We start from the raw sequence: 12,532 nt of genomic DNA, 5'->3' as shown, positions 1-12,532 counted from the left end.
GTAGCGAAAGGGGTGTAGAAAAAATGAACGGCAACGCCGATTGCAAATCAATCAACGTCGGCGGAAGTGACGGCCTGGACGACCGAAGCATCAAAGTAGTTGATCGACATCCCGGCATCCACCACGATTGATTGAGCCGTGATACCGCTGCTGCGAGGGCTGAGCAGGAAAACAGCGGTCGAAGCGACTTCATCGGTCGAGACCGCTTTGCCGCGAGGAATGACTTTTTCGGCGTAGAGATAGGAATCAACGTAGCCGGGGATGCCAGCCGACGCACTCGTTTTTAACAGACCAGCGGCAACCGCATTGAAACGCACTTCGCTAAATCTGCTAAATGACTTGGTCAAAAAAGCGAGCGATGATTCCAACGCCGCCTTGATCGGAGCCATAAAACCGTAGCTCTCGCTCGCCATCCGCGTTGTGCTGATTCCGATCGTCACAACCGCCGCATCTTTGACCAATCGATCTTTCAACGCATTGCAGACGCTGATCAATGAATAAGCCGAAATGTCGATCGCTTGCAAAAATTGACGTCGAGTGGTTTCGTGAAACGGGCGAATGCCTTCCGGGTAATCAGCAAAAGCAATGGAATGGACCAAGCCCGCCAGTTGAATGTTTTGGTTTTTCATGTCGATCGCCAACTGATCAATCTGTTCGGGTTGCTCGACATCACAAACAAAAATTCGGCGATTGGCCAACAGCTTCGCCAGGCTTTCTTTTCTCGCCTCGCTGCGGACGCTGTAAATCACTTCCGCGCCAGCTTGCTCAAGCGTATGAGCGATTCGATAAGCGACGCTTTTCTTATTCGCGACCCCCATCACCAAGACTGACTTTCCAGCTAGCCCCAAAAAATCGTGGACAGGTTCGTGTGCCGCTTTCATGGGAGCTGTCATGATGCCGATTCCTTTTTCGGTGGAGCGTTGCTGCTGGTTGGTGCGGGACTCATCGTGACCGAAAAGTCCAAACGCATCGCAAGTTTTCCCGCCAAAAGGATCTTGCCAGTTAGATAGGACGCGTTACTGACTTGTTCGTTCAGAGTGACGTGCATTTCAATTTCGTCGCCTGGACGAATCATGCGTTTGAACTTAACGCTGTCCATCCGCGTCGCGACCGGCAACTCATCATCATCGTTACTCGTCGAACCGCTAGCGGAAATTCCCGCCAACAACAGCGCGCCCGATTGCAGGCAACACTCGCACTGGATCACGCCTGGAACGATCGGCGAGTCCGGAAAATGGCCTTGGAAAAAGAACTCGTTGTCCGCAAATGTTTTTTTGCAAACGATGGTTGTTTCGGTTTCCTCAATGATCTCATCGACCAACAACATCGGACCGCGGTGAGGAATTCGGCGAAGTATTTCAGCTTGATTCATTGCATTATGAGACGTCAAAAACGGTCTAGACGTCAAGCGGGCACGGATTTGTTAAGATGAAGTGCCGTTATCGTTTACCGGAATCTATGAAAGCCTCCATGACCATTTTCTACGCTCGGGGCGACGAGTCCACGTCGCTGACCACCGAAGACCTTCGCGACGCTCTTTCACAAACCTTTGCCGCGATCGGCAAACGCGACAAGGTATTATTGCTGCCTCCTGATGCGACGCGTTTGTTCAGCCGAGCAGGCGAGATCACGGTGTTGAGCAACGAAATGTTGGGCGATGCGGTGACCGATATCATGCCAGCCCTTGGCACGCACAGCCCGATGAAACCGGACCAGCTTGATCACATGTTCCCCGGTATTCCGCACGACTTGTTTCGGGCGCATAACTGGCGAGACGATGTGGTGACCCTTGGCGAAGTTTCAGCCGAATTTGTTTCCGAAGTTACCGGTGGTGTTTACACTTCGCCATGGAAAGCCCAAGTGAATCAAATGCTGCGAGACGGTGGTCACGATTTGATCTTTTCAATCGGGCAAGTCGTTCCGCACGAAGTGATCGGAATGGCGAATTACAACAAGAACGTGTTCGTTGGCACCGGCGGTGTGGAAGGCATCAACGAGAGTCATTATCTGAGTGCGATTTATGGGATCGAGCAAACGCTTGGACAAGCCGACACACCGCTGCGAAAAATTCTCAATCACGCTCAGGATCAATTCTGCCAATCGATGCCGTTGCTGTACGCATTGACCGTGGTTCAGCAGATGCCTGACGGTGCCTTGCATACTCGTGGCCTGTACATTGGCGACGATCATGACACGTTTTTCCAAGCGGCAGAATTGGCACGCAAGGTGAACATCACGCATTTGGACCACGCACCCAAGCACGTTGTCGCCTACCTGGATCCAAGCGAATTCAAAAGCACTTGGTTGGGAAACAAGTCGATCTACCGAACGCGTTTGGCGATTCAAACCGGCGGCCGCTTAACAGTGCTGGCACCGGCGGTCGAGGAGTTTGGTGAAGACAAAGAAATCGATCGCCTGATTCGCAAGTACGGTTACCGAACGAAAGAAGAGGTCGTCAAACTGGTTGCCGAAAACGAAGATCTTGCCGCGAACCCATCCGCCGCAGCACACCTGGTGCATGGATCCCCGGAAAACCGTTTTGACGTTATCTACGCCGCCGGAAAACTATCAGCCCAAGAAATCGAATCGGTTGGCTACCAATACGGCGACATCAATCTGCTGATGCAACAGTACGACATCACCAAGCTAGACGACGGATTCCATACCGACATCGACGGCAGCGAGTTCTACTTCATCCGCAATCCAGCACTCGGATTGTGGGAAGCACCGCTGGGTTAGATTAACAAACGCATGTTTCGTGGTGCCATTCCCAAGTTCCAAGTGAAACGTCGCGCAACGAAGCCCGAGGACTCACGTCCAGCGGCCCACAAATTGTGAGCCGCGACGCGTAAGCGGCCGGGCCTCGATCATGGCTGAATCAAACTGAAAGTCGCGCACCGATGCCCGAGGACTTACGTCCAGCGGCTCACGAATTGTGAGCCGCGACGCGTAAGCGGCCGGGCCTTGATCATGGCTGGATCGCTTCGTTCTAAACTGAAAAGTTGCGCAACGATGCCCGAGGACTTACGTCCAGCGGCTCACAAGTCGTGAGCCTCGGGCGCGTAAGCGGCGGGGTTTTGAGGTTCAGATACCGCGATCCATCCGGTCTTGGGCATCATTGATGTAAGTTTCGCATTCGCGGATCTCGTCTTCCGTATCGATAAACTCGATGTCGCCTCCGGTCGTCCAAATCGGCCGATCTACGAAACCAGAATTTGCATTTCGTATTTCCAGAGTGCATTTGGCTTTGATTTGATCACGAACCAACTTTGGCTTCTTGGCCGACGCAGTTACGAGAACATGCACGTGGTTGGTTCGAGCCGATCGGGCCCAGAGTTTCCATTTTCGAAAAACGCAAATTTCGTCGATGGCGGATTCGCAAACAATTCGGTCATCGGGGGAGAGCAGTTTGATTGGGTGGAGAAGGCGTTTCTTGGACCATTGCTCAAGACCGCGGGCGGGTGCCGATGGGCCTTGTTTCTTGTGCCGCCACCAACGTGGATCGCCTGGAAGGAACGTTCCGTAAACCGTCCAAGTGATGAAGTACGCAAGAGGATCATTCGGCATCGTAGTTCTCGAATCGCGAAATGCGTCGCAGGACCAATGAGGTATTTTAACAAATTGAATCGGTCGATGTGCGGCCGGGGTTTGATCATGACTGAATCTAACTGAAAAGTTGCGCACCGAGGCCCGGGGACTTACGTCCAGCGGCTCACAAATTGTGAGCCGCGGGCGCGTAAGCGGCCGGGCCTTGATCATGCCTGGATCGCTTCGTTCTGAACTGAAATGTTGCGCACCGAGGCCCGAGGACTTACGTCCAGCGGCTCACAAATTGTGAGCCTCGGGCGCGTAAGCGGCCGGGCCTCGATCATGGCTGAATCGCTTCGTTCTGAACTGAAATGTTGCGCAACGAGGCCCGAGGACTTACGTCCTGCGGCTCACGAATTGTGAGCCGCGACGCGTGAGCGGCCGGGCCTTGATCATGGCTGGATCGCTTCGTTCTGAACTGAAAGTTGCGCAACGAGGCCCGAGGACTTACGTCCTGCGGCTCACAGGTTGTGAGCCGCGGGCGCGTGAGCGGCCGGGCCTTGATCTTGACTGGATCGCTTCGTTCTGAACTGAAAGTTGCGAAACGGGGCCCGAGGACTTACGTCCAGCGGCTCACGAATTGTGAGCCTCGGGCGCGTAAGCGGCCGGGCCTCGATCGTGGCTGGATCGCTTCGTTCTGAACTGAAAGTTGCGCAACGAGGCCCGGGGACTTAGGTCCAGCGGCTCACAAATTGTGAGCCGCGACGCGTGAGCGGCCGGGCCTTGTTCTTGACTGGATCGCTTCGTTCTGAACTGAAAGTTGCGAAACGAGGCCCGGGGACTTACGTCCAGCGGCTCACAAATTGTGAGCCTCGGGCGCGTAAGCGGCCGGGCCTCGATCATGGCTGAATCGCTTCGTTCTGAACTGAAAGTTGCGCAACGAGGCCCGAGGACTTACGTCCTGCGGCTCACAATCTGTGAGCCGCGGGCGCGTGAGCGGCCGGGTTCTTGATCATGGCTGAATCGCTTCGTTCTGAACTGAAAAGTTGCGCAACGAGGCCCGAGGACTTACGTCCTGCGGCTCACAGGTTGTGAGCCGCTGGCGCGTGAGCGGCCGGGCCTTGGTCATAGGCCTTGGTTTAGCTGAATAGCATTGCGGCCCAGAATGCTAGGACGATTGTTGAAATCAGTAGGTAGAAAAACAGGTACTTGCGGAGTCGTGATTGGACTCGGGGATGTTGCTGTAATTCATCAGGTAACATCATCACGCGGTACACCGAATACAGGGCCAACGGAATGGGAATGATCAACACCGAAACACACGCCAACCGAAACAGATCTCGCATCGTGTCGTCGATTTTTTCGTCGTCGATCATGCTGCTGCTGTTTGCCCCCGAATCTACGGGAGCCGCATTGGGTTCCAACAAAACTGGCTGATAGGGATTGGCTTTTTCAGCGGTCGTAAGCTTGATCGATTTGGCTACATTTGATTCTGGGGCGGCGATGGGGTTGATTTCGGGTGCGGACGGATTTTGTTTGGTGTCGTTGGGGCCGCGTTCCTTTTGGCACTTCCAACAAAACTCAAACGCGGCGTCATTCTCTTCGTCACAGCGGCTGCAAATCCAATCGCCCGCGACTTCGCGAATCCGTTGGTCTTCCGCCATGATCGCGAGCGCGGCGTCAACGTCACGCTTGGCAATTTCCACCCGAAGCCCGCTGGACGTGGGTGCTCCGCCAAGTCCAAACGCTGTTTCGATGCTGGTGCCGCGCACGAACGTATCAATGCCGGCGACCGCCAAACGACCACGCAATGTCTCAGCCGCAACGGAATCTGAAAATCGCTGCAACACGACCATTTCTTTGCTCATCGAAACAACACCCTTCGGATCATTCAGTTGTGGTCAATGGATTGTGGTTATGATAACAAGACTAGGGTTAGACATCACTCATTGAAGCTGGGCACCTCTTTTGAACGCAACTGCTTTTCTGGCCGAGGAAATCACGCAGGGGTTGGATTCAACTTCCGAACGGTTTGCGATTGAATTGATTGATCGCTTGCTGCCGATGGCAGTGCAATGTGGCGCATCCGATATTCATCTGCAACCGTCAACGGTGGGTTGGAACTTACGCCTTCGCATCGATGGTGTGCTGTTAGACGTTTGCGAGTTACCCGGCGGTGGAGTCAGCGATCCCGTTTCGCGATTGATGGTGTTGGCCGGTTTGCCGACTTACCGATCGAGTTCTCCGATGGAAGGTCGTTTACGGATTGAAAGTGACTCGGGGGCAAGTCAGCATTCGATGCGGCTAGGAATTTTTCCCACCGTTTACGGACCCCGCGCCGTGATTCGGGTGCTACGTCGTGAAAGCGTTTTTGAGACGCTTGATTCACTCGGGTTGGACGATCACGTCACAAAACAATTGTCGCGATTGTGTGCAGCCAAGGACGGTGCGATTCTCTTGACCGGGCCGGCGGGCAGTGGAAAAACAACAACGCTCTACACGATGCTGCAACAAATCGCATCAATGAATCCTCGGCGAAGTGTCTTGACGATCGAAGATCCCGTTGAAACCAAGCTGCCACGAATCAGTCAAAGCGAAATTGACGCTTCGACGGGAATGACGTTGGCATCGGCGCTGCGAAGTGCAGTTCGTCAAGACAGCGAAGTGTTGCTGGTCAGCGAGATTCGCGATCCGGAAACTGTCGAAGCCGCCATGCAGGCTTCGTTGACGGGCCATCTCGTTTTCTCGTCATTGCACGCAACCGACATCGCGACCGCGCTGCGTCGGTTGGTGGCCTATGGCGTGCCCGGGCCGGTCGTCCGCAGCGGTGTCAGGGCGATCATTAACCAACGTTTGTTGCGGTGCCTTTGTCCCGATTGCAAGGCGGGCAGCCGAGCCGGTTCATCGCACGACTGCCCCACCTGCCAAGGCCGTGGATACAAAGGAATCCGACCGATTGCCCAGTGTATCGAGTTTCAGTGTGTTGAGTTTCAAGGCACCGAGTTTCAAGGCACCGAGTTTCAGCGTGGCGAATCTCAGACGGATCATGCGGCGATCGGCAACGCGCTGGCCGACGCTTTAGAAGCGGGCTTGTCGGTTGCGGAAATGAATGCGGCCGCGGTGCGAGTCGGAAGCCGATCGCTGGCCCAGCAAGCCAGCGATTGGGTCGGCAACAAGGTGACCGATCAAGCGGAAGTCTATCGCGTCTTGGGATCTTAACGCGTCAGTCAACTTTCAACGGTCGAATCGCTGCTCTGGCGATCCTTGTCGAATCGCTCGAGCAACCGATAGAGTTTTCTCCGATGAATACCAAGCTTCCTCGCAGCCCTTGCCTTGTTGCCGTTTTCGAGCGCCAGAACCTCCAAAACATGAGCTTTGGCGATATCGTCTAGTTTCGCCGTTGGCAGATCTGCCGAGCGATAGCCGCTGTTGTTTAAGCCGCTATTGCTGACTGCGTTTGGATAGGAAACTGCTTCGACAGGCGGTCGTGATTGTAGCGGGCCATCCGTCCGGTTAATCACTTCCGTTGGTAAATCACTCAGCATGATTTCCTGCGCATCAGCCAGAATCGTTGCCCTTTGAATGACGTTGATCAATTGCCGAACGTTCCCAGGCCAATGGTATTCTGTCAGCGCTTGATGAGCGGCCGGATTCAGGTGCCATTGCGAAGGCAGGAAATGTTCAATTAACCGCTGCGCGTCACCATCACGTTCTCGAAGTGGCGGAAGGTTCAAAGACAAAACGTTGATTCGATAGTAGAGGTCTTCGCGGAACCGACCTTCGCGTACCTCTTTTTGCAAATCACGATTGGTTGCTGCGATGATCCGAACGCGAACATGACGCTCTTTGTGGCAACCGATCCGGCGCATCGAACCATCTTCCAAAACCCGCAACAATTTCGGCTGCAATGCGGGTGGCAGTTCACCGATTTCATCAATGAACAGCGTTCCGCCATCTGCGATTTCAAACAGCCCAGGTTTGTCTGAGCTAGCGCTGGTGAAGGATCCTTTTAGGTGACCAAATAATTCGCTTTCAACTAATTGTTCGGGTAACGCTGCGCAGTTGATCGTCACAAATGGCTTATCGGCCAACATGCTCGACTGCTGAATCGCACGAGCGACCACTTCTTTCCCGGTCCCACTTTCCCCCTGAATCAAAACTGGCTTATCCGTCGGAGCAACTTTTTGAACCATCTTGTTGACGGCTTGCATTGCTGCAGATTCCCCGACCAGTTGAGCAGCGGGTTGGGTCCGCGAGATCACTTCTTTGAGCTGTTGATTTTCTTTACGAAGCTTGCCCCGTTCGTGTGCGAGCAGACAATGGTGTTCCAGGTCGCCAAGCGAACATGGCTTCGTCAAGTAATCGCTCGCGCCCATCTTCATTGCCGACACAGCGGATTCGATGCTGCCTTGGCCGGTCAAAAAGATGACTTCAATGTCGACCTTATCTTTCTGAATGCGGTGAAGCAGTTCCAGTCCCGACATGCCTGGTAAGTTCAAGTCGAAAACGCCAACATCGAATTGAAGTCCTTCGCAGGCAGTGATCGCCTCAGCGCCGCTGCCAAGTGCGGTGACAATGTGTCCTTTACGCTGCAGCCAACGTGCACAGGAATCTCGGAAGTCCTCTTCGTCTTCGACCAGCAGTATTCGTAGCGGTATGTCAGTCATCGGTTTTCAGTTAGTTAAGCCTGCGGACTTCGTGTTTACGTCTGCAAGAAGCGAACTTTGTTCCGTTGGTGACCCTGGAAGCCATTTTCTTGCTGCCGTCTCACACACGCTGATGATTAACTCGTAAAATGCGGCACTCTGATTCGCATCGTCAACGCGGAAAACTTGCACCGACCGTCGGCCCCCTTTATTTTAACGTGCGTATTGGCGCGCATGTGCGGTTTCCCGGCTGTAATGTGTGCGTAATGGACAATTCCTGGTGCATCCATGCCGAATTCCCTCGATTCAATGCTCCCGCCCACGGCGACGCTCCGCGTTCTGCTGGTGGAGGACGATGCAGACACTCGGGCAAATATCCGGGACATTCTGGAACTGGATGGATACAGCGTTTCGCTCGCTGGAACGTTGGCGGAAGCCCAGGCAGCGACCGATTCCTCGTTTGACGTTGTCATTTTGGACCGTCGCCTTCCCGATGGCAACATTGATGAAATTCTGCCGGAGCTAGTCCAACGCTGGTCTCGTTCAGACATCATTGTGGTGACGGGATTCGCGGAACTGGATAGCACCATCGCTGCCTTTCGCTACGGCATTGCTGATTACATTTTAAAACCGATCAACCCTGATGCTCTTCGGCAAAGCCTTCGGCGGATCGATGATCGGCATCAAATTGAAAATGTGCTTCAACGTGAACAGCAGTTCGCAAACCAGATGCTCCGAACCGCCGAAGCGATTGTGTTGGTGCTGGATTTGAACGGGAATGTCATTCAATTCAATCCATTCTTAGAGCGACTAACGGGTTGGAAATTGTCCGAAGTTTTAGACAAAGACTGGTTTGAGTATTTTGTTCCGCAGGATGAACGCCAGCGTGTGCGAGACACGTTCATGGAAACGTTGACGGACATCAAGACCACCAGCATGGTCAACCCAGTGCTGTGTCGCGATGGCAACATCCGGCGAGTTCGGTGGTCAAATTCGTGCCTAAAAAACCAAGCAGGTAAAACTACTTCCGTATTGGCGGTTGGAATTGACATCACCGAAATGCTGGCCGCTCAGACGAGATCTTTACAGTCCGAACGCTTGGCGGCGATCGGCAAGACGATGGCGGCGCTGGCCCACGAAAGTCGTAATGCGTTGCAGCGAATTCATGCCGGTTTGGAAATGCTGGAACTTGAAATCCCTGATCAGGCAGACGCTCAAAAAGACTTGCGTTCAGTCCGCCGCGCGACAAGTGACCTGCAAAGCGTCTTGGAAGAGGTTCGATCGTTCGCCGCGCCGGTTTTGTTGCATATTGAGAACACCGACTTGCGGTTGGTATGGCAAAGAGTTTGGCGGCAACTCAATCCCGCCACCGAAAAGACATTCGCAACGCTTGTCGAACCGTCCCCCAGTGACAATGCAAATAGTGACAATGCAAATAGCGACAATGCAAATATCGCGGTAGACATCATGCGAATGGAACAGGTTTTTCGCAATTTGTTTGAAAACGCAATCGCTGCGATGAAAACGATCGGCAGCGAGTCAAACACTGACGCGAAGCCTCAGATTCGCGTGACCTGCACTCGCGATGACTCTGGCGATCTAAGCGTGGAAATCGCGGACAGCGGACCAGGATTTGAAACGGGCGATCACCAGCAACTCTTTGAACCTTTCTATACGACGAAACCGACAGGGACTGGTTTAGGACTTGCGATCGTCGCTAGGATCATTGAAGCCCATCGGGGAAGTGTTGCAGTGAAACCGTCCGATTCAGGTGCGTGTTTCGTTATGACATTGCCGACCGACCTATCACCGTCTTCGGCCCCGCGTCATTTTCGTGAGCCGAAAGGTCAATAAATCGCTTCCCGTGAGTTTTCACCAATGAATCCGCACCGCCCCAATTCGTCGCCCAAACAGACTGACCTGCTTTCCGCGATCATGGAATCGGCGGTGGATTCGATCATTGTGATTGATCGGTCTGGGATCATTCAAAAGGTCAATCCTGCGACAGAGCGGATGTTTGGCTTTTGCTCTGATGAAATCGTTGGTCACAACGTCAAGGTCTTGATGCCACCGAATTACCGGGAAGAACATGACGGCTATCTTGATCGCTATCAACGCACCGGCCAGGCTCGCATCATTGGCACGGGACGCGAGGTCGTGGGACGCAGAAAAGATGGATCTGATTTCCCAATGCACTTGGCGGTCAGTGAATTCAGCCTCGATGGCGAAACTCACTACGCAGGAATCGTCCGCGACATCAGCGATTTGAAGGATGTCCAAAACCAGCTTGTCCAGCTCAACGACGCCCTTGAAGTTCGCATCCTGGAGCGAACTGAAGAACTTCGGCGGGCGCAAGCGGAACTCGTTGCCAAAGAAAAATTAGCGACCTTGGGGCAAGTCTCAGGCGGAATCGCTCATGAAATCCGTAATCCGCTCAACGCCGTCAAGACATCGGCGTATTTCCTGATGAACGCAAAATCAGTCAGCCCTGATAAAATGCGCGAGCACCTAGAACGAATCGATCGGCAAGTCGGACTGATTGACAATGTGGTGACATCCCTCACCGATGTCGCTCGCTTGCCGGAACCAAAACTGATTCGTTGCAGTTTGGCAGAAGTTTTCGCGAGCGTGTTAGGCGATGTTTCTGGATTGGAGAACATCACAATCGTCAACGATTTAACCAACCAAGATGCGATTGTCTTCGCGGATAAGAACCAGCTTCAAATTGTATTCCGCAATCTGATTCGAAACGCTCGGGATGCGATTGCCGAAAAAGCACAAAACCTTAAAAGCGAAAAGCCAAACGGTGCGGACCGATCACCTGATCCAAATCGGATCACCATTTCGGTTCAAGCAGATGGTAAGTCGATTGCTCTGTCCATTTCCGATACCGGTGTGGGAATCTCGCCGGAACAGCTCGATCGAATTCTGGAACCTTTCTTCACGACCAAGGCGCGGGGAATGGGATTGGGCTTGGCCATCACGCGAACGATCGTTGAAAAAAACGATGCGGACATTTCTGTAAACAGCAAGCTTGGCGAGGGAACAACGTTCACGATTCGGTTCCCCGCCGCCAAGTTGAATTTAAGCGAGGAGAACTCAGTATCATGACACCGAGTTCACGCGTGTATCGAATTCTGGTTGTTGACGACGACGACGATATCGTTGTCAATTTGCAGGACATCCTTATCGACTTGGGTTACTGCGCGGACATCGCGTCTAATGGTGCGGACGCATTGACGTTGGTTGATGCACATCTGTATGACGTTGCACTGGTCGATTTCCAGATGCCGGGAATGGACGGCGCTTTGCTGTGTCAAAAAATTCGGGCCAGGAGCGAGACGACCGTGACTTTCATGATCACTGCGGAAGCAAAAAGCGATGGCATCAAGCGTGCAATGGAAGCCGGAACCGTTGAAGTTCTACGCAAGCCCGTTGATATGAAACGGTTGTTGCCATTGATCCAACAGGCGACCACATCATCACGGCCTTAGGATCAATTGGTTTTTTGTAGGCCGTAGCGAGTGGAGCGAGTTACGGCATTTTTTTGTCTACATCCTCCCCACATCGCGATCTTCATCAAACGTGATCTCAACGACGGTTAGACAAAAAAATTGGCGACAAAAAGAGGTGGCGTAGAAACTGCGTTTGCCCCTGCGTGCCAAGGCCCAATCGCACTTCATTCTAAAATTGCCCGGTAATTTGATTCGCTTTTCGACCTCAAAGCTTGTAGGGCGTAATGAGAATTGACGTAGGCCGGAACAAGCCGCTTCGGCGCAGTTCCGGCAATCCAACGCCGTACCATGCAATTGCCGGAACTGCGCCGAAGCGGCTTGTTCCGGCCTACAGAGGCTACACAGTCTCGATCGCACGGCAGGCTACAACGCTTCACCGGTATGACAAACAACCGCGAAAGCGAGCACCTCTTTTTGTCGTTAATTTTTTTGTCTACATCCTCCCCACATCGCGATCGTCATCAAAAGTGATCTCAACGACGGTTAGACAAAAAAATTGCCGACAAAAAGAGGTGGCTTCGAGATTCCTTGTTCGGTGTTCGACATTGAGTTCCGCTGAGAAAATGACCTTCGGCTTGGAAAGTCCTCAAAGAACTCTGGCGCACGCTTCGGGCAGATGGGGCATTTTTTGCGGCCCTGCCGTAACTCGTTCCACTCGCTACGGCCTACATCTAAGTCACCGTTTAGGAACGAGCGGGAAATTAGTGTCGCCTTTCGCTGCTATGAGGGAATCTTAGTCAAGGTGAAATTCGGGTTTTCTTTGGAAGTTCCGATTTGCATCGCAAGCTGCTATTCGATCGTACGAGGGGTAGCCCGCAGATCATTCAACAAAGTTCGCTTGGC

At 53.2% G+C, this 12,532-nt stretch carries 10 protein-coding genes; 5 read left to right on the top strand and 5 right to left on the bottom strand.

Features of this window, described 5'->3' with window-relative positions:
* Positions 1–47: 47 nt before the first annotated feature.
* Together RC85_RS11635 and RC85_RS11630 are read right to left on the bottom strand one after the other, a co-directional pair.
* Positions 48–893: an SDR family oxidoreductase gene (locus RC85_RS11635; protein WP_235033234.1), complete on the bottom strand. Its 846-nt coding sequence runs from the start codon at positions 891–893 to the stop codon at positions 48–50.
* Positions 890–1,372 (bottom strand): 3-hydroxyacyl-ACP dehydratase FabZ family protein, encoded by a 483-nt coding sequence (locus tag RC85_RS11630; RefSeq protein WP_068262750.1) that lies wholly within the window; start codon positions 1,370–1,372, stop codon positions 890–892. The genes RC85_RS11635 and RC85_RS11630 overlap by 4 nt, the downstream gene beginning before the upstream one ends.
* 98 nt (positions 1,373–1,470) lie before the next feature.
* On the opposite strand from RC85_RS11630, the gene RC85_RS11625 reads away from it, so the two are divergent.
* Positions 1,471–2,739 (top strand): nickel-dependent putative hexonate epimerase, encoded by a 1,269-nt coding sequence (locus RC85_RS11625; protein ID WP_068262747.1) that lies wholly within the window; start codon positions 1,471–1,473, stop codon positions 2,737–2,739.
* A 345-nt stretch (positions 2,740–3,084) separates the two neighbouring features.
* Here RC85_RS11625 and RC85_RS11620 read toward each other — a convergent pair whose 3' ends face one another.
* Positions 3,085–3,567, bottom strand: coding sequence for a transposase (locus tag RC85_RS11620; RefSeq protein WP_068262742.1), 483 nt, complete (start codon positions 3,565–3,567; stop codon positions 3,085–3,087).
* 1,100 nt (positions 3,568–4,667) lie between these two features.
* Complete coding sequence (locus RC85_RS11615) at positions 4,668–5,396, bottom strand: putative signal transducing protein (protein WP_068262739.1); 729 nt, start codon at positions 5,394–5,396, stop codon at positions 4,668–4,670.
* Between the two features lie 100 nt (positions 5,397–5,496).
* On the opposite strand from RC85_RS11615, the gene RC85_RS11610 reads away from it, so the two are divergent.
* The gene (locus RC85_RS11610; RefSeq protein ID WP_149752688.1) at positions 5,497–6,747 is read left to right on the top strand and encodes a GspE/PulE family protein; all 1,251 of its coding nucleotides are present in this window, start codon (positions 5,497–5,499) and stop codon (positions 6,745–6,747) included.
* 8 nt (positions 6,748–6,755) lie between these two features.
* On the opposite strand, the gene RC85_RS11605 is transcribed toward RC85_RS11610, so the two are convergent.
* A complete protein-coding gene (locus RC85_RS11605) occupies positions 6,756–8,195 on the bottom strand; it encodes a sigma-54-dependent transcriptional regulator (protein WP_068262736.1) in 1,440 nt (479 codons plus the stop codon).
* Between the two features lie 267 nt (positions 8,196–8,462).
* On the opposite strand from RC85_RS11605, the gene RC85_RS11600 reads away from it, so the two are divergent.
* Genes RC85_RS11600 through RC85_RS11590 form a run of 3 tightly spaced genes read left to right on the top strand, consistent with a single transcriptional unit; the run spans position 8,463 to position 11,668 of the window.
* Positions 8,463–10,028, top strand: a complete 1,566-nt coding sequence (locus RC85_RS11600) for a hybrid sensor histidine kinase/response regulator (RefSeq protein ID WP_238383122.1) — start codon at positions 8,463–8,465, stop codon at positions 10,026–10,028.
* A 24-nt stretch (positions 10,029–10,052) separates the two neighbouring features.
* The gene (locus tag RC85_RS11595; RefSeq protein ID WP_068262733.1) at positions 10,053–11,285 is read left to right on the top strand and encodes a two-component system sensor histidine kinase NtrB; all 1,233 of its coding nucleotides are present in this window, start codon (positions 10,053–10,055) and stop codon (positions 11,283–11,285) included.
* A complete protein-coding gene (locus RC85_RS11590) occupies positions 11,282–11,668 on the top strand; it encodes a response regulator (RefSeq protein ID WP_068262730.1) in 387 nt (128 codons plus the stop codon). The genes RC85_RS11595 and RC85_RS11590 overlap by 4 nt, the downstream gene beginning before the upstream one ends.
* The last annotated feature ends 864 nt before the right edge of the window (positions 11,669–12,532 follow it).

This window comes from Rubripirellula obstinata (genome assembly GCF_001642955.1).
GTDB lineage: Bacteria > Planctomycetota > Planctomycetia > Pirellulales > Pirellulaceae > Rubripirellula > Rubripirellula obstinata.
Note: the sequence above shows the minus strand (reverse complement) of the source record. Positions and strands in the feature narration are given on the sequence as shown.